Source organism: Streptomyces sp. NBC_01304 (assembly GCF_035975855.1).
GTDB lineage: Bacteria > Actinomycetota > Actinomycetes > Streptomycetales > Streptomycetaceae > Streptomyces.
Genome location: NZ_CP109055.1, coordinates 6,418,320 through 6,435,244 on the forward strand (window position 1 = coordinate 6,418,320; position 16,925 = coordinate 6,435,244).

The following is a 16,925-nucleotide window of genomic DNA, read 5'->3' on the forward strand; positions in this document are numbered from 1 at the left end:
ACCCCCTCCTCAAACGCCGGAGGGGCTGGTTCTGTGACCCGGGACACGTACGAAACGGTTTCGTTTCGCTAAGGCGTGGGCGTACAGTCTCTGGAGTACGAAACCGTTTCGTTTACCCAGATCGCCCAGAGCCCCGGGAGGGAGTGCCATGGCAGAGACCGCTCCACGTCGCAGCCGGATCACCCCCGAGCGCGAGGCCGAGCTCTACGGAGCCGTCCTCGACCTGCTGCGCGAGACGGGCTACGACGCCCTGACCATGGACGCCATCGCGGCTCGTACGAAATCCAGCAAGGCCACCCTCTACCGCCAGTGGGGGAGCAAGCCCGAGCTGGTCGCCAAGGCGCTGCGCTTCAACAAGCCCGTCAGCTTCGCCGAGATCGACACCGGCACGCTGCGCGGCGACTTCCACAAGATGGTGGAGCTCGGCGACGACTGCGAGATGGAGAAGGACTCCGCGCTGATGCGGGGTCTCGTCCATGTCGTCCACGACAATCCCGATCTCCACAAGGCGATGCGGGACCTGATGATCGAGCCCGAGATCACCGGGCTGAACGTACTGCTGCGCCGTGCGGTGGACCGGGGCGAAGTGGCCGCGGACAACCCCGCGTTGGAGTACGTCATCCACATGCTGGTCGGTGCCTTCATCGCCCGGCACATGGTCGAGGAGAAGCCCATGGACAAGGCCTTCCTCGGTTCCTACATCGACGCCGTCGTGCTCCCCGCCCTCGGCGTCTGACCGTCCGCCCCCTGCAGAACCCGTACAGCCCCAACTGACGCACCGCTCACGTCGTCGGGCTGGTTTGCCCTGCCCTGATACGCCCCCACGACCTGACCGGGAGTACGCCCAAGTGGCCACTTTCCTCTACAAGCTCGGCCGCCTGACGTTCAGGCGCCGGCGCTTCGTCGCCCTCATATGGGTGGCACTGCTGGCCCTCGCGGGCTTCGGTGCCGCCTCCGCGTCGACCGCGACCTCCAGTTCCTTCTCCATTCCGGGTACGGAGGCGCAGAAGGCCTTCGACCTGCTCGACCAGCGCTTCCCGGGCGCGAGCGCCGACGGGGCCACGGCCCGCGTGGTGTTCAAGGCGCCGGACGGCCAGAAGGTGACCGACCCCGCCAACAAGAAGGCGATCGAGGACACCGTCAAGGACCTCAAGTCCGGGTCCGACCAGGTGGTTTCGGTCGTCGACCCGTTCGCGCCCAAGTCCGGCGCGCTCAGCAAGGACGGTACGACGGCCTATACGCAGGTCTCGTACAAGGTCAGCGGCATGGAGCTCAGCGAGCACACCAAGGACGAGCTGAAGGAGACCGGCAAGGCGGCCAAGGCCGACGGGCTCCAGGTGGAGATCGGCGGTGACGCGCTGCAGGCCGTGCCCGAGACGGGCGCCGGCGAAATCATCGGCATCGCGATCGCCGCGATCGTCCTGGTCATCACCTTCGGCTCGCTGGTCGCCGCCGGGCTGCCGCTGCTCACCGCGATCATCGGCGTCGGCATCGGCGTCTCGACGATCACCGCGCTGGCCAATGTGCTGGATCTGGGCTCCACGACTTCGACGCTCGCGATGATGATCGGGCTCGCGGTCGGCATCGACTACGCGCTGTTCATCGTCTCCCGCTACCGGGCCGAGCTGGCCGAGGGGCGCGAGCGCGAGGAGGCGGCCGGACGGGCCGTCGGCACCGCGGGCTCGGCGGTGGTCTTCGCCGGACTCACGGTCGTCATCGCCCTGGTGGGCCTGGCCGTGGTCAACATCCCGATGCTCTCGAAGATGGGCTTCGCGGCGGCCGGCACGGTGGGCATCGCCGTCCTCATCGCGCTGACGCTGATCCCGGCGCTGCTCGGGTTCGCGGGCAAGCGGGTGCACGGCCGCAAGGCGCGCAAGGCCATGGCTTCCGGAGACCTCACGAAGGGCGAGGAGAAGCCGAACGCGGGCACCCGCTGGGCGCGCTTCGTCCTGCGCCGTCCGATCTGGGTGCTGCTCGTCGGCGTCATCGGCCTGGGCGCGATCGCCCTGCCCGCCTCCAGCCTGGAGATGGGCCTGCCCGACGACGGCGCCCAGCCGACCTCGACGACCCAGCGCCGCGCGTACGACGCGCTCTCGGACGGCTTCGGGCCCGGCTTCAACGGCCCGCTGATGGTCGTCGTCGACGGCGACAAGGCCGCCGCCGACCGCACGGTCGACGACATCAAGGGCATGTCCGGAGTCGCCGCCGTCACCCCGCCCACGCTCAACAAGGACGGGAACACCGCGATGATCACGGTGGTCCCGAAGGACCGCCCGTCCTCGACGCAGACCGAGGACCTGGTCCACGAGATCCGCGGCGCGGGCGGCGACATCAAGGCCTCCACCGGCGGCGAGGTCCTGGTCACCGGCCAGACCGCCATGAACATCGACTTCTCGCAGAAGATGAACGACGCGCTGCTGCCCTACCTGGCGCTCGTCGTCGGCCTCGCCTTCCTGCTCCTGATGGTCGTCTTCCGCTCGGTCCTGGTCCCGCTCAAGGCCGCGCTCGGCTTCCTGCTCTCGGTGGTCGCCGCGCTCGGCGCGGTCGTCGCGGTGTTCCAGTGGGGCTGGCTCGGCTCGCTCTTCGGCGTCGAGCAGACCGGCCCGATCATGTCGATGATGCCGATCTTCATGGTCGGCGTGGTCTTCGGCCTCGCGATGGACTACGAGGTCTTCCTGGTGACGCGGATGCGCGAGGCGTACGTCCACGGGGAGCGGCCCGGACAGGCCATCGTGACCGGCTTCAAGCACGGGGCCCGGGTGGTCACGGCCGCGGCCGTCATCATGATCGCGGTGTTCTCCGGCTTCATCGGCTCCAGCGAGCAGATGGTCAAGATGATCGGCTTCGGCCTCGCGATCGCGGTGTTCTTCGACGCCTTCATCGTGCGCATGGCCATCGTGCCGGCCGTCCTCGCGCTGCTCGGGCACCGGGCCTGGTGGCTGCCGAAGTGGCTGGACAAGGTGCTGCCCAACGTCGATGTCGAGGGCGAGCAGCTGCAGAAGTCGAAGGCCGCGGAAGACCCGGACGGGGACCGGGAGTTGGTCGGCGTCTGAGCCCTACTGGGGGATCGAGGTGGCGGTCGTGTAGGTACGACGCAGGAACCGCGTGAGCGGGACCGAGTCGAACTGCACGACCGCCACTTCGTGCTCCGCATGGAACTCGATCACCGTCTGGACCCGTCCGCACGGCCAGATCCGTACGTCCCCGCTTTCGGCGGGGGCGCGCATGCCCTGCTCCAGGAGCTCCCGGGAGAACTTCCACTCCTGCCCGCCGGGGGAGCCGGGGAAGCTGATCATCACCGTGCCGGGAGTGGGCTCCGGGTCGTAGCGCAGCGCCACGCGTACCGCATGGTGACCGCCGGGGCCGTCGTCCGCGACGATGTGCCCTCGTGCCCACTCCTCGACGACGGACATGCGGCTCCTTACCGTGGCGACGACTGGCTGTGGACCAGTCATTAACTTAAGTCCCTAATGTCCCATATTTACCCGTCTATGGGGTAGCGCTAATTGTGTGGAGTGCGCTCTTGCAAGCGCCTCGCAACAGCGGACTATCATCAAACGGTTCTGCGCCCTGCCAGGAATCCAGAACGACCGCCGTTCCGAACCACCGAAGCCCGACCGACCGCAGAAGCGGAGCCCTGCCCATGCATGTACCCGACGGATTCATCAACGCACCTGTTTCCGCGGTCGCCGGAGTCGTGGCCGCGGGCGCCGTCGCCGTATCCCTGAAGGGCGCGCGCCGGGAGCTGGACGAGCGCACCGCGCCCCTCGCGGGCCTGGTCGCCGCCTTCATCTTCGCGGTCCAGATGCTGAACTTCCCGGTCGCCGCCGGCACCAGCGGGCATCTGCTCGGCGGGGCGCTCGCGGCGATACTCGTCGGGCCCTTCACGGGCGTGCTCTGCATCTCGGTCGTGCTCCTCATGCAGGGCGTGCTCTTCGCGGACGGCGGGCTCACCGCGCTCGGCGTGAACATCACGGTGATGGGCGTGGTCACGACGGTCGTCGCGTACGCCCTCTTCCGTGGCCTGGTGAAGGTCCTGCCGCGCGGCCGCCGCTCGGTGACCGTGGCGTCCTTCGTCGCCGCGCTGGTCTCCGTGCCCGCCGCGGCCGCGGTCTTCACGCTCGTCTACGCCGTCGGCGGCACCACGGACGTGCCCACCGGCACCGTCTTCACCGCCATGGTCGGCGTGCACACCCTCATCGGCCTCGGCGAGGCGGCCATCACCGCCGCCACGGTCGGCGCGGTCATCGCGGTCCGCCCCGACCTCGTGCACGGCGCCCGGGGCCTCACCGCCCCGCTCAAGCTGCGCGTCGGCGGCGAGCTGGTCGATGCCGCGCCCGCCGCGGCCCCCGTCACCGTCGGCCGCTCCCCGCGCAAGGTGTGGATCACCGGCCTCGTCGCCTCCCTGATCCTCGCGGGCTTCGTCTCCTTCTACGCCTCGGCCAGCCCCGACGGCCTGGAGAAGGTCGCCGCCGACAAGGGCATCGACAAGAACGTCGAGGACCACGCCGCCAAGGACTCCCCGCTCGCCGACTACGGCGTCAAGGACGTCACCGACGCCCGGCTCTCCGGCGGCCTCGCGGGCGTGATCGGTGTCGGCGTCACGGTGGTCGTGGGCACGGGCGTCTTCTGGGTCGTCCGCAAGCGTCGTACGCCGACCGAGGCCGCCGAGGCCCCGGTCGCGGAAACGGTCTGACGGCATGGGCGCGGGCCACGCACACCGCCTCTACCGGCACGGGCACTCGCCCGTGCACGCGCTGCCGCCGCACTGCAAGCTGGCCGCCGTGTTCTGCTTCGTGCTCGTCGTCGTCTCGACGCCGCGCGAGGCGATGTGGGCGTTCGGCCTGTACGCGGTGCTGCTCGGCGCCGTGGCGTACGCGGCCCGCGTCCCGGCCGGCTTCCTGCTCAAGCGGCTCCTCATCGAGGTGCCGTTCGTGGCCTTCGCCGTGCTCATGCCGTTCGTCGCGCAGGGCGAGCGGATCGACGTCCTCGGTCTCTCGCTGAGCGTCAACGGACTGTGGGGCGCCTGGAACGTCCTCGCCAAGGGCACCCTCGGCGTCGCCGCCTCCGTACTCCTCGCCTCCACCACCGAGCTGCGCGAACTGCTGCTCGGCCTGCAGCGGTTGAAGCTTCCGCCGCTGCTCGTCCAGATCGCGTCCTTCATGATCCGGTACGGCGACGTCATCACCGACGAGATGCGCCGGATGCGGATCGCCCGCGAGTCCCGCGGCTTCGAAGCGCGCGGGCTGCGCTCGTGGAGCGTCCTCGCGAAGTCGGCGGGCGCGCTCTTCATCCGCTCGTACGAGCGTGGCGAGCGCGTGCACCTGGCGATGGTCAGCCGGGGATACGCCGGGTCGATGCCGGTCATCGACGAGGTGACGGCCTCGCGTGCGCAGTGGACGTACGCCCTGACCCTGCCGCTCGCCGCTCTCGCCGTATGTCTGTTGGGATGGACCCTGTGACTGCATCTCTTGAGGTCTCCGGCCTCGCCTACGCCTACCCGGACGGCCACCAGGCCCTCTTCGGCGTCGACTTCTCCCTCGGCCGGGGCGAGCGCGTCGCGCTGCTCGGCCCGAACGGCGCGGGCAAGACCACCCTCGTCCTGCACCTCAACGGCATCCTCCAGGCGGGCGCGGGCTCCGTCACCGTGGCCGGACTCCCGGTCGAGAAGCGGAACTTCGCGGCGATCCGCCGCCGGGTCGGCATCGTCTTCCAGGACCCCGACGACCAGCTCTTCATGCCGACCGTCCGCGAGGACGTCGCGTTCGGGCCCGCGTCCGCGGGAGTGCGCGGGCCCGAACTCGAAGCCTGTGTGCGCAAGTCGCTCGCGCTTGTGGGCATGGAGGACTTCGCGGACCGGCCGCCGCACCACCTGTCCTTCGGCCAGCGGCGCCGGGTGGCCGTCGCGACCGTGCTCGCGATGGAGCCGGAGATCCTGGTCCTGGACGAGCCGTCGTCCAACCTCGACCCCGCCTCGCGCCGCGAACTGGCCGACATCCTGCGCTCGTTGGACGTCACCGTCCTCATGGTCACGCACGACCTGCCGTACGCCCTCGAACTGTGCCCGCGCGCGCTCGTCCTCAGCGACGGCGCGATCGTGGCGGACGGGCCGACGGCCGAGCTGCTGTGCGACGAGGAGCTGATGCGGGCGCACCGCCTGGAGCTGCCGTTCGGGTTCGATCCCCGGTCGGCGTCCACGCGGCCCTGACGCGTTCGCGCCTGGCGCGGTCGCGCCACGGAATCCGGGTCGCATGCCGGGTACACGTACCGCTAGCGTGCGGGCCATGAGCAACCAGGACACCGCCGCCCATCCCCGTTTCGCCGAGGCCCTGAAGGAACTGGGCCTCGGCGAGCTGCTGCCCGCCGTACGCACCTTCCCCGAGGCCACCCGGACCGCCGCGCAGGCCGCCGAGGCCATCGGCTGCGAGCTCAGCGAGATCGTGAAGTCGCTGATCTTCGCTGCCGACGGCGTGCCGGTGCTCGTTCTCATGGACGGGGCCTCACGGGTCGATGTGGAGCTCGTGCGCCGGGAGTTGGGCGCCGAGAAGGTCAAGCGTGCGGACGCCGATCTGGTCCGGGAGACCACCGGGTACGCGATCGGCGGGGTGCCGCCCTTCGGCCACCGCACCCGCACCCGCGTCCTCGCCGACCGGGGTCTGCTCGACCACACCGTGGTCTGGGCCGCGGCCGGCACGCCGCACGCCGTGTTCCCGCTCGACCCGAAGAGCGTGATCGCGCACGCGGGCGCCACGCTCGTCGACGTACGCGAAACGCAGTCCGCGCAGTGACGCCCCTGGTCGCGGCGGCCGTGGTGCTCGCCGCCGTCACACACGCCAGCTGGAACGCGATAGCCCACCACATCAAGGACCAGCTGCTCGCCTTCACCCTGCTCACCGGCGGCGGGGCGCTGATCGGGGCCGTGCTCGCCTGCTTCGCGCCGATGCCCGCGGCCGGCGCCTGGCCCGCGCTGATCGCCTCGGCGTTCCTGCACGTCCTCTACCAGGCGCTGCTCATGCGGTCGTTCTCGCTCGGCGACTTCGGGCAGATGTATCCGATCGCGCGCGGCACGGCCCCGCTCGTCGTCACCGTCGCGGCCGCGGTCTTCGTGGGGGAGCGCATCGACGCCTGGCAGACGGTGGGCGTCGCGGTGGCCTGCACCGGTCTGGTCGGCGTCGCCCTGTGGGGGATCAAGGGCTCCGGCAAGCTGCCGCACTGGCCGGCGCTCCTGGCCGCCCTCGCGACGGGGCTCTCCATCGCGGCGTACACCGTGGTGGACGGGGTCGGCGTACGGGCGTCGGGCACGCCGCTCGGCTACATCGCCTGGCTGATGATCCTGGAGGGCGTCGCGATTCCCGCGTACGCACTCCACCGTCATCGCGGTCAACTGCCGTCGCTGCTCCGGCCGTACGCCCTGCGGGGGCTGCTCGGCGCCGCCCTCTCCGTGGCCGCGTACGGCCTGGTCCTGTGGGCCCAGACCCGCGCCGCGCTCGCGCCGATCGCGGCGCTGCGGGAGTCGTCGATCATCGTGGGGGCGGGGATCGGGGCGGTGTTCTTCAAGGAGAAGTTCGGGGCGCCCAGGATCGCGGCGGCGGGGCTGATGGTGGTCGGGATCGGGCTGATGCTGCACTCGGCGTGAGCCTTCGGTGGAGCCCCACGGTGGGCCCCCCAGTGGAGCCCCATGGTGGCTCAGAGCGAGGCCCGCACCGCCCGCACCAGCGCCTGCGCACGCGGGTCCGCCGTGACTCCCTTTTGCAGACCATTGGTCACGTAGCCGAAGGCGATCCCCGACTCCGGGTCCGCGAAGGCCAGCGGCCCGCCGCGCCCCGGGTGACCGAAGGAGCCGGGGGCGAGCAGCGGCGAGGCCGAGCCGTGCAGCATGTAGCCCAGGCCGAAGCGGGTGTTCACGACGAGGACGCGGTCCGGGCCCGCCGACTCCTCGGTGCGGGCCATCGCGACCGTCGCCGGGGCGAACAGCCGGGCGTGGCCGTCGACTTCGCCGATCAGCGAGGCGTAGAAGCGGGCCAGGCCGCGGGCGGTGGCGATGCCGTTCGAGCCGGGCAGCTCCACCGCGTGGTACGCGGGCGCGTTCTCGTCCGTGGGCGCGAGGGCGCCGAACGCCCGGCGGGTCAGCGACTCGGGGTCCGCGTACGCCTCGGAGACGCTTCGCTTGGGCCTCAGGCGCAGGCCGCCGACGCTTTCCGGGGTCTCCACCCGCCCGGCCCGCCCCACCCGGTGGGCCTCCGCGTCGGGCAGCCCGAGCCAGAACTCCAGGCCGCGCGGGCGGGCCAGCTCCTCGTCGATCCAGCGACCGAGGGAGCGGCCCGTGACCCGGTGCACGAGCTCGCCGACGAGCCAGCCGAAGGTGTGCGGGTGATAGCCGTGAGCGGTGCCGGGCGCCCAGTGCGGGGCCTGCGCGGCGACGACGGCCGGGGCGTCGCCGAGCTCCTCGAAGCGGACCGGGCGGTCCAGGGCGGGCACGCCGGCCCGGTGGGCGAGGAGGTGCCGCACCAGCGTGCGCTCCTTGCCGTTCGCCTTGTACTCGGGCCAGTACGTGCCGACGGGCGCGTCCAGGTCGAGGAGTCCGCGCTGGTGCAGGAGCAGCGGGACGGCGGCGGCGACACCCTTGGTGGCGGACCGCACGATGTGGGCCGTGCCCTGCTCCCAGGGGGCGGCGGAGTCGAGATCCCTGGTCCCGCCCCACAGGTCCACGACGGGCTGCCCGCCGCGGTACACGGTGACCGCGGCGCCGCGCTCACCGAGCCCGTCGAAGTTGCGTATGAACGCCTCTCGGACGGGCTCGAAGCCCGGCGCCACTGTGCCTTGGACGTCCACGCCCGTACTCCCGTTCTCGCTTGACCGACCCCCCATGGTGCAACGCCCGCGCATTCGGTGCGATTCCGGGGCCCGCGCAAGGTCGCCTTGCAGGTGGGGCAGAAACAGAGTGGGGGTCCGGGGCGCCGCCCCCGGACCCCCACTCCTCAAACGCCGGAGGGGCTGAATGGCTACCGCAGCATCGTCGCGACCAGCGGCCCCGCCGATTTGCCGCCCCGCCCGCCCTCCTGGACCACCGCGGCCGAGGCCAGGTCGCCCCGCCAAGCGGTGAACCAGCCGTTGGGCTTCTCCTGCCCGTCGACCTCGGCCGAGCCCGTCTTGCCGCCGATGTCGGGACCGAGCCCCGCCATCGCCTCGGCCGCCGAGCCCGACGTCGCCGTATAGGTCAGCAACGTACGCAGCTGCGACTGGGCCTCGGCCGACAGCTTGCGCGGCGCCGTCGCCAGCGTGCGGCCGTCCACGTCCGGGGAGACCAGATAGGGCTGGTGGAAGGTGCCCGTCTTGGCCGTCGCGATGATCGAGGCGACGTTCAGCGGGTTCATCCGGACCCCGCCCTGCCCGATCAGCGAGGCGGCCATCTGCGCGTCGGACTGCACCGGCACCGCCCCGTCGAAGGACGAGACGCCGATCTGCCAGTTGCCGCGCCCGAGCCCGAAGACCTCCTGGGCCTGCTTGGTCAGGTCGTCGTCCTTGAGCTTCTCGGCCTGCGAGATGAAGGCCGTGTTGCAGGACGCCGCGAAGCTGGAGCGGAACGTGCCGTTCTTGATGTCGAATTCCTCGACGTTCTGGAACTTCCAGCCGCCGTACGAGGCGTACTTGGGGCACGGGTGCGGCTTGTCGATCGACGCGATCTTCTTTTCGAGCAGCATCGAGGCGCTGACGATCTTCATCGTGGAGCCGGGGGCCAGGGAGCCCTGGAGCGCCACGTTCATGCCGGTGGGGTTGGAGTTGGCGGCGGCGAGGATCTCCCCGGTGGACGGCTTGAGCACGACCACGGCGGCCCGCGAGCGCTTGGCCACCTCCTGCTCGGCCTTGGCCTGCAGGGCCGGGCTGATGGTGGTCTTCACCGTGCCGGGGGTGCCCTCGGACAGGGTGAGCAGGGTCTTGTCGGGCAACGCCTTGCCGTCGTCGCCCTTGGCCTTGTCCTTCGACTTGTCCTTGTCGGAGGCCTTCGCGGAGTCCTTGCGGACGATCCGCAGCTCGATGCCCGCCTTGCCGCCCGCCTTGTCGCCGAACTTGTCGCGCAGCCCGTCGAGGACCGAGCCGAGCGAGGGGTACTTCTCCTTCGTCAGCTCGCCGCCGTCGCGGTCAACTGCCTTGATCGGCGGGGTTCCCGCCGCACCGGCCTGCAGGGTGTCGCCGTCCTTGAGACCCGGGTGCACGACGGACGGCTGCCAGTGGACGACCGGCTTTCCGTTCTTCTTGTCGCGTACGACGGTGAGTTCGGAGCCGTACGAAAGCGGCTTGCTCTTTCCCTCGTACGAGGCAACCGCGGAGACCTCGAAGGGCACCTTGGCGCCCTGCGCGGAGCCCGGCTTCAGCTTGACCTCGCTGAGGTGCGCGTCCTTCTTGTAGCCGGTGAGCGCGGCGCTCGCGGCCGCCGAGTCGTCCGTCAGCCCGGCCGCGCCCGCCGCGTCGCCCTTGGCCCACGCGGCCAGGAACTTCTCGGTGGTGGCCCGGACTTCGGACTTGCTCGGCGGCCCCTGCTCGACGGAGTCGTGGCCCGTGGCCTGCGAGGATTCGCCCGCCGTGCCCTCGCCGGAGCCGGACAGCGCGTACGCGGTGAAGCCCGCCCCGGCCGCGACCACGGCGACGGCTCCGCCGATCACGGCGGCCTTGGCCCCCTTGGGCAGGTCCTTCAGACCCGCCCACGCATTGGTGGCCGAACCGTTCTCCGGTTCGACGCGCCTTCTCTTGCCCACAGCTCCTCCGCAGATGCCCCACGCCCGGCCAGTCCGGGCACCCTATACGCGGCCGGGAGGGTCAGGAGCCCGCGCGCAGCACCTCCGCGACGATGGGGCCGGCCGCGTCGCCGCCGTGGCCGCCCTGCTCGACCAGCGCGGCCGCGGCGACGTTGTCCCGGTACCCGGCGAAGGAGCTGTTGGACTTGGCCGCACCATCGACCTCCGCCGAGCCCGTCTTCGCACCGATGTCGCCGCCGAGGCCGGCCATCACCCTGGTGGCGGTGCCGATGTTGGAGGTAGCGGTCAGCCGCATCATCTGGCGCAGCTGGACTGCCGTGCTCCCCGACAGGGGCTTGGCGGTGGCCAGTTGGCGGTCCCCGTAGCTCGCCGGTACGAGGATCGGCTGGTGGAAGGCGCCCGCCTTCACCGTCGCGGCGATCGACGCCAGGTTGAGCGGGTTCATCTGAACTTCGCCCTGACCGATCAGGTTTTCCGCGGTGGTACCACCGCCCGAGGCCGGAACCCTGCCGTCGAACGACTCTATGCCGGTCTGCCAGTTGGCGCCGATACCGAAGTAGTTGCGTGCCTCGTTGGTGAGGTCGTCGACCTTCAGCTCGTCGGCGTACTTCACGAACGCCGTGTTGCAGGAACGGGCGAAGCTGTTGGCGAGCGTGGCGTTCTCGTTGGGCTGCATGCCCTTCAGATTGCCGATGGTGCGCGATTGCCAGGTGGCGGTGGGCGGGCACGGGGCCGGCTTGTCCGCCGAGGTCACGCCCTGGTCGATGAGGGTGGCCGCCGAGACCATCTTCATTGTCGAGCCAGGGGCCAGTGTTCCGCTGAATGCCGTGTTGAAGGGCTGCTCGTTGGCCACCGCGAGGATGTCGCCGCTGCTGGGCTGGATGGCGACCACCGAGGACTTCGGGTACTTGGAGACGGCCTTCTCCGCGGCTGCCTGCACGGTGGCGCTCAGCCGGGTCCGCAGCAGGGCAGGCTTGCCCTTCTCAAGAGTGAGCAGAGTCTCGTCGGGATCGCTGTCACCGGCCCGCTCTATCCACAGCTCGACGCCGGGCTTCCCGCCCGCGTCTTCGGCGTACTTTTCGCGCAGGGCGCCCAGGATCGGCCCGAGCGAGGGGTACTTGTCCTCGGTCAGCTCCTTGCCGTTCCGGTCGAGCGCCTTGATCGGCGCGGCTTCCGCCTCGCCCAGCTTCAAGGTGTCGTCCTTCTTGAGGTCGGGGTGCACGACGCTCGGGTCCCAGTCCACCAAGGGCTCCTTGGTGGTGTTGCCACGGACGACCTTCAACGAGCTCTCGTACGAGAAGGTCTTGCTCTTCCCCTCGTACGTCGCCGTCGCCGAGACCTTGTACGGCACCTGCGTGCCGGACGCCTTGCCCGGTGTCACCTTCACCTTGGAGAACGTGCCCAGCAATCCGGTCGCATCGCTCGAGAAGTTGGTGAGTCGGGCGGCGTCGTCCGCCTTCCCGTTCTCCCACGCCTCGAAGAACTTCCCCGTGACATCCCGGACTTCGTCCGCGGACGGCGGCCCCGACTTGTCGGAAGTCGAGCCACCAGGGCCACCAGAGCCCCCCGAGTCCGTACTCAGCAGATTCCAGGCGCCATATCCCGCCCCGCCCACCATCAAGGCGAATACCCCGCCGATGATGGAAAGCCTTGCCCCATTGCGCATGTCGCGCTCCCCTCCCCAGGGCCTGTTGAACGTGTTCAACAGGAAGTTATGAGGGGCAGACTACGTGGCGTGAGGGGCTGAAGGGCCTTTCGTTATGCGAACGGGATGGACCCGGAATCCGCCCGGCTAGACCCAGGTGTCGAACCACATCCGCGCCCGCCATTGATCGACGGTGATCGTCTGGCCGGTATAGAGCGGCCAGAAATAGATGAAGTTCCACACGATCAGCAGGACGAGCACGCCCGCCCCGACCGCGCCCACCACCCGGCGCCGCTCCGACGACCCCTGGGGGCCGAGGATCGCGCCGATCATCATGGCGACCGCGAGACAGAGGAAGGGCACGAACACGACCGCGTAGAAGAAGAAGATGGTCCGCTGCTGGTACATGAACCACGGCAGGTACCCGGCCGCGACCCCGCACAGGATCGCCCCGGCCCGCCAGTCGCGGCGGAAGGCCCAGCGCCACAGCGCGTACAGGAGGGCGAAGCACGCCGCCCACCACAGCAGCGGGGTGCCGAGGGCGAAGACCTCGCTGGCGCACTTGCCGGCCGTGCCCGCCATCTGGGCCGTGCAGCCGTCCTGATTGGCCGTCGGGGACTCGTAGAAGTACGAGACCGGGCGGCCGAGGACCAGCCAGCTCCAGGGGTTGGAGTCGTACTGGTGGCCCGAGGTCAGGCCGACGTGGAACTTGTAGACCGTCTGCTCGTAGTGCCACAGGCTGGGCAGCCAGTCCGGCAGGAAGCCCCAGCCCTTGCCCTCGGTGGCGGCCCAGTTCCGGTAGTAGCCGTCCTTGCTGAGGATCCAGCCGGTCCAGGACGCGAGGTACGTGACGAGCGCGACCGGCACCGTCGAGAAGAAGGCCGGCGTCACGTCCCGCTTGAGCACCGCCAGATAGGGCCGCGCGGCCCCCGCGACCCGGCGCGCGCCGACGTCCCACAGGACCGCCATCAGGCAGAACGCGACCATGATGTACAGGCCGTTCCACTTGGTGCCGGCGGCGAGGCCCAGGCTGACCCCGGCCGCGATCCGCCACGGCCGCAGGCCGAGCCGCAAGGTCTCGGCGACGTGCACGTCGGGACGTACGACGCCTTCTTCGTCGGTCGGCAGCGCGGCCGCGAGACGGCGGCGCGCCCAGTCCCGGTCGATCACCAGGCAGCCGAACGCGGCGAGCACGAAGAACATCAGGATCAGGTCGAGCAGCGCCGTGCGGCTCATCACGAAGTGCAGCCCGTCCACCGCGAGCAGCCCGCCCGCCAGACAGCCGAGGAACGTCGAGCGGAACAGCCTGCGCCCGATCCGGCACAGCATCAGGACCGACAGCGTGCCGAGCACCGCCACCATGAAGCGCCAGCCGAACGGCGTGAAGCCGTGCAGCCACTCGCCGAGCCCGATGACCCACTTGCCGACCGGCGGATGCACGACGTACGAGGCGTCGTGGCCCAGCGGGGTCGACGAACCCTGCTGGATCACCGCGTCGTTGACGTCGAGATTGCCGATCTTCTTGGGCCAGTTGACCTCGTAGCCGCGGTGCCAGAGCGCCCACGCGTCCTTCGCGTAGTACGTCTCGTCGAATATCACCTTCCGCGGCGAGCCCAGATGCCAGAACCGCATGACCCCGGCGACCAGCGCCACGAGCAGCGGCCCCACCCACGCCATCGCCCGGTTCAGCGGCGCGATCCGCTCGGCGGGCACCCCGAACACGGCCCAAAGGCGGGGGCTCGGCTCGGTGTAGGGCGGCACCAGGCGGGCGCGCACATCGGCTCTGGGCCCCGCGACGTAGCCGAACCGGCGCAGGCGGCGCTGCCAGGTCGGCGCCTGCTGAGGGGCTGCCTCGCCCTGTTGGGCGTCGGGGGAGTCCGTGGTGGACGCTGCACTGGTCACCGCGCCATCGTAGGGAACCGGGCTGTGCGAGTCCCGCCCTCCCGTCTCCCGCCACCACCCTCAATCGAATCCCTACGGGATATACCCCCTTCTGCCCGTGCAGGGCCTTGCGCCATCGGCCGCGCGAAGGGTGCCCGGATTCCCTGCGAGGATGGACGGGTGACAGCAGGAACGCTCGTACTCGCAGGCACCCCCATCGGCGACACCTCCGACGCCCCGCCCCGGCTCGCCGCCGAGCTGGCGGGCGCCGACATCGTGGCCGCCGAGGACACCCGCCGGCTCCGCCGCCTCACCCAGGCGCTCGGGGTGCAGACGACAGGCCGGGTCGTGTCCTACTTCGAGGGCAACGAGTCGGCGCGTACGCCCGAGTTGGTGGAGGCCCTCGCGGAAGGCGCGCGCGTGCTCCTGGTGACGGACGCGGGCATGCCGTCCGTGTCCGACCCCGGCTACCGCCTCGTCGCCGCCTGCGTCGAGCGGGACATCAAGGTCACCGCCGTGCCCGGCCCCTCGGCGGTGCTCACCGCGCTCGCGCTGTCCGGGCTTCCCGTCGACCGCTTCTGCTTCGAGGGCTTCCTGCCGCGCAAGGCCGGCGAGCGCATGAGCCGCCTCAAGGACGTCGCCGACGAGCGGCGCACCCTCGTCTACTTCGAGGCCCCGCACCGCCTCGACGACACCCTCGCCGCGATGGCCGAGGCCTTCGGCGAGACCCGGCGGGCCGCCGTCTGCCGCGAGCTGACGAAGACGTACGAGGAAGTGAAGCGCGGCCCCCTGAAGGAGCTCGCCGAGTGGGCGGCCGAGGGCGTACGCGGCGAGATCACGGTCGTCGTCGAGGGTGCCCCCGAGAGCGCCGAGGAGCTGGACGCGGACGAGCTGGTGCGCCGGGTCCAGGTGCGCGAGGAGGCGGGGGAGCGCCGCAAGGAGGCCATCGCGGCAGTGGCTCTGGAAGCGGGCCTACCCAAACGCGAGGTTTTCGATGCGGTCGTGGCGGCAAAGAATGCGGCTCGACAGTCCCCATGACGCGGCAAAGGACTATCGTGAAAAGCAAAGATTAAGGCGCGTACCAGGCCCTTTCCACATGAGAGGCCAAAGACCGCTCCAATAGTCGACAGGACTGATGCGCGCCGGCCGGGAGAGGCGTCCACTGGTTGTGGGGACGCACCCGTCCCCGGACGTGCTTGTCCAGCGGACAAGAGGAGCTGGCATGAGTGACATCACCACCGGCCGTACAACAGGTGAATCCACCGGCGCGATCGCGACCGTTCAAGAGGCGTACTCCTTCGCCTGCATGCGCTGTGGCTACGGCTGGGAGCAGTCGTACGACATCGAGCACCATGTCGACGCCTCAGGCAATGAATTCGTCATGTATATGGCCGACGGCCAGCGGGTTCCCTCGCCGCTGTCCCGCCCCACCTGCATGAACTGCGGCGGCCACGTCGTGCGCATCATGCAGGCCGGTCAGGTCTCTTCCGTCCTGGACATGCTCAAGCGTCAACACCATGCCCCCAAGCCGCCGAAGCAGTCGAAGGGCGACGGCGACGAGCCGACGAACGACGAGTCGCACCACTGGCATCTGTCGGACCTTCTGCATCCCTTCCAGCACCACCACCGCAAGTCCGAGTGATCCCGGGGGTTCGTAGGATCGGGGCATGAGCCCCAAGCACGACGCCGACGCCGCACCGCCGCTGCCCGAGCCCCTCCGGGTCCCGGTCGCCGACTCGCACACCCACCTCGACATGCAGGCGGGCACCGTCGAGGAGGGGCTGGCCAACGCGGCGGCGGTGGGCGTGACGACCGTCGTCCAGGTCGGCTGCGACGTACGAGGCTCGCACTGGGCGGCGGACACCGCCAAGGCCCACGAGGCCGTGCACGCCGCGGTCGCCCTGCACCCCAACGAGGCCCCGCGCATCGTGCACGGAGACCCCGACGGCTGGTCCCGGCAGGGCGCCCGGGAACCGCTCGGGGACGCGGGCCTCGACGAGGCCCTTGCCGAGATCGACGCCCTTGCGGCACTCCCGCACGTCAAGGGCGTCGGGGAGACCGGGCTCGACTACTTCCGCACCGGGCCCGAGGGCAAGGCCGCCCAGGAGCGGTCGTTCCGCGCCCACATCGAGATCGCCAAGCGGCACGGCAAGGCCCTGGTCATCCACGACCGAGAGGCGCACGCCGACGTGCTGCGCATCCTCAAGGAGGAGGGCGCCCCCGAGCGCACCGTCTTCCACTGCTACTCGGGCGACGCCGCGATGGCCCAAGTCTGCGCGCAGAACGGCTACTTCATGTCCTTCGCGGGCAACGTCACGTTCAAGAACGCCCAGCCGCTGCGGGACGCGCTCGTCGTGGCGCCGCTGGAGCTTGTCCTCGTAGAGACCGATGCGCCCTTTTTGACCCCTGCGCCCTACCGCGGACGGCCTAATGCGCCGTATCTCATTCCGGTCACGTTGCGGGCGATGGCGACGGTCAAGGGCGTGGCCGAGGATGCGCTGGCGACGGCGATTTCCGCCAATACGGCGCGCGCATTTGATTACTGACCGATAACGGCAGAAGGGCCCCGGAAGGGGTCTATCGCTGGGCAGTGCCGCGACACAGCATGATCGGCCTGCTTTGGAGAGTGACGAGAGCTCCGCTAG

Annotated in this window: 15 protein-coding genes; 10 read left to right on the forward strand and 5 right to left on the reverse strand. The window is 70.3% G+C overall.

Annotation, left to right across the window (positions count from 1 at the left end):
• Positions 1 to 148 precede the first annotated feature (148 nt).
• Together OG430_RS28655 and OG430_RS28660 are read left to right on the forward strand one after the other, a co-directional pair.
• Entirely contained in the window at positions 149 to 736 is a 588-nt protein-coding gene (locus OG430_RS28655) for a TetR/AcrR family transcriptional regulator (RefSeq protein ID WP_327355494.1), read from the forward strand.
• Positions 737 to 848: 112 nt separating this feature from the next.
• Positions 849 to 3,053 (forward strand): MMPL family transporter, encoded by a 2,205-nt coding sequence (locus tag OG430_RS28660; protein WP_327355495.1) that lies wholly within the window; start codon positions 849 to 851, stop codon positions 3,051 to 3,053.
• 3 nt (positions 3,054 to 3,056) lie between these two features.
• On the opposite strand, the gene OG430_RS28665 is transcribed toward OG430_RS28660, so the two are convergent.
• The gene (locus tag OG430_RS28665) at positions 3,057 to 3,413 is read right to left on the reverse strand and encodes an SsgA family sporulation/cell division regulator (RefSeq protein WP_327355496.1); all 357 of its coding nucleotides are present in this window, start codon (positions 3,411 to 3,413) and stop codon (positions 3,057 to 3,059) included.
• 230 nt (positions 3,414 to 3,643) lie between these two features.
• On the opposite strand from OG430_RS28665, the gene OG430_RS28670 reads away from it, so the two are divergent.
• The 5 genes from OG430_RS28670 to OG430_RS28690 are packed head-to-tail and all read left to right on the forward strand — an operon-like array spanning position 3,644 to position 7,636.
• Entirely contained in the window at positions 3,644 to 4,696 is a 1,053-nt protein-coding gene (locus OG430_RS28670; protein WP_327355497.1) for an energy-coupling factor ABC transporter permease, read from the forward strand.
• 4 nt (positions 4,697 to 4,700) lie between these two features.
• A complete protein-coding gene (cbiQ, locus tag OG430_RS28675; protein ID WP_327355498.1) occupies positions 4,701 to 5,462 on the forward strand; it encodes a cobalt ECF transporter T component CbiQ in 762 nt (253 codons plus the stop codon).
• Positions 5,450 to 6,208: an energy-coupling factor ABC transporter ATP-binding protein gene (locus tag OG430_RS28680; protein WP_327355499.1), complete on the forward strand. Its 759-nt coding sequence runs from the start codon at positions 5,450 to 5,452 to the stop codon at positions 6,206 to 6,208. The genes cbiQ and OG430_RS28680 overlap by 13 nt, the downstream gene beginning before the upstream one ends.
• Before the next feature lie 43 nt (positions 6,209 to 6,251).
• Entirely contained in the window at positions 6,252 to 6,788 is a 537-nt protein-coding gene (locus OG430_RS28685; protein WP_442816568.1) for a YbaK/EbsC family protein, read from the forward strand.
• Complete coding sequence (locus tag OG430_RS28690; protein ID WP_327355501.1) at positions 6,785 to 7,636, forward strand: DMT family transporter; 852 nt, start codon at positions 6,785 to 6,787, stop codon at positions 7,634 to 7,636. The genes OG430_RS28685 and OG430_RS28690 overlap by 4 nt, the downstream gene beginning before the upstream one ends.
• 50 nt (positions 7,637 to 7,686) lie before the next feature.
• Here the strand turns inward: OG430_RS28690 and OG430_RS28695 are convergent, their stop codons facing one another.
• From OG430_RS28695 to OG430_RS28710, 4 genes are all read right to left on the reverse strand, one after another.
• The gene (locus OG430_RS28695; protein WP_327355502.1) at positions 7,687 to 8,832 is read right to left on the reverse strand and encodes a serine hydrolase domain-containing protein; all 1,146 of its coding nucleotides are present in this window, start codon (positions 8,830 to 8,832) and stop codon (positions 7,687 to 7,689) included.
• 170 nt (positions 8,833 to 9,002) lie between these two features.
• Positions 9,003 to 10,754 carry a penicillin-binding transpeptidase domain-containing protein gene (locus tag OG430_RS28700; protein WP_442816569.1) on the reverse strand — a complete coding sequence of 584 codons (1,752 nt, stop codon included), beginning with the start codon at positions 10,752 to 10,754 and terminating at the stop codon, positions 9,003 to 9,005.
• Between the two features lie 61 nt (positions 10,755 to 10,815).
• Positions 10,816 to 12,420 (reverse strand): penicillin-binding transpeptidase domain-containing protein, encoded by a 1,605-nt coding sequence (locus OG430_RS28705; RefSeq protein WP_327355503.1) that lies wholly within the window; start codon positions 12,418 to 12,420, stop codon positions 10,816 to 10,818.
• 126 nt (positions 12,421 to 12,546) lie between these two features.
• Complete coding sequence (locus OG430_RS28710) at positions 12,547 to 14,301, reverse strand: dolichyl-phosphate-mannose--protein mannosyltransferase (protein ID WP_327355504.1); 1,755 nt, start codon at positions 14,299 to 14,301, stop codon at positions 12,547 to 12,549.
• A gap of 159 nt (positions 14,302 to 14,460) precedes the next feature.
• On the opposite strand from OG430_RS28710, the gene rsmI reads away from it, so the two are divergent.
• The 3 genes from rsmI to OG430_RS28725 all read left to right on the forward strand — a co-directional run bounded on the left by rsmI (position 14,461) and on the right by OG430_RS28725 (position 16,826).
• Positions 14,461 to 15,318 (forward strand): 16S rRNA (cytidine(1402)-2'-O)-methyltransferase, encoded by an 858-nt coding sequence (gene rsmI, locus OG430_RS28715; RefSeq protein ID WP_327355505.1) that lies wholly within the window; start codon positions 14,461 to 14,463, stop codon positions 15,316 to 15,318.
• 184 nt (positions 15,319 to 15,502) lie between these two features.
• On the forward strand, positions 15,503 to 15,922 hold the full coding sequence (locus OG430_RS28720) for a hypothetical protein (RefSeq protein ID WP_327355506.1): 420 nt from the start codon (positions 15,503 to 15,505) through the stop codon (positions 15,920 to 15,922).
• A 25-nt stretch (positions 15,923 to 15,947) separates the two neighbouring features.
• The gene (locus OG430_RS28725; protein WP_327355507.1) at positions 15,948 to 16,826 is read left to right on the forward strand and encodes a TatD family hydrolase; all 879 of its coding nucleotides are present in this window, start codon (positions 15,948 to 15,950) and stop codon (positions 16,824 to 16,826) included.
• The last annotated feature ends 99 nt before the right edge of the window (positions 16,827 to 16,925 follow it).

Excerpts from the sequence above, each read along its gene's own strand:
- OG430_RS28670 (WP_327355497.1), top strand. The coding sequence starts at position 3,644 with ATGCATGTACCCGACGGATTCATCAACGCACCTGTTTCCGCGGTCGCC.
- OG430_RS28665 (WP_327355496.1), bottom strand. The coding sequence starts at position 3,413 with ATGTCCGTCGTCGAGGAGTGGGCACGAGGGCACATCGTCGCGGACGAC.
- OG430_RS28685 (WP_442816568.1), top strand. The coding sequence starts at position 6,252 with ATGCCGGGTACACGTACCGCTAGCGTGCGGGCCATGAGCAACCAGGAC.
- OG430_RS28655 (WP_327355494.1), top strand. The coding sequence starts at position 149 with ATGGCAGAGACCGCTCCACGTCGCAGCCGGATCACCCCCGAGCGCGAG.
- OG430_RS28725 (WP_327355507.1), top strand. The coding sequence starts at position 15,948 with ATGAGCCCCAAGCACGACGCCGACGCCGCACCGCCGCTGCCCGAGCCC.
- OG430_RS28705 (WP_327355503.1), bottom strand. The coding sequence starts at position 12,420 with ATGCGCAATGGGGCAAGGCTTTCCATCATCGGCGGGGTATTCGCCTTG.
- OG430_RS28720 (WP_327355506.1), top strand. The coding sequence starts at position 15,503 with ATGAGTGACATCACCACCGGCCGTACAACAGGTGAATCCACCGGCGCG.
- cbiQ (WP_327355498.1), top strand. The coding sequence starts at position 4,701 with ATGGGCGCGGGCCACGCACACCGCCTCTACCGGCACGGGCACTCGCCC.
- OG430_RS28680 (WP_327355499.1), top strand. The coding sequence starts at position 5,450 with ATGGACCCTGTGACTGCATCTCTTGAGGTCTCCGGCCTCGCCTACGCC.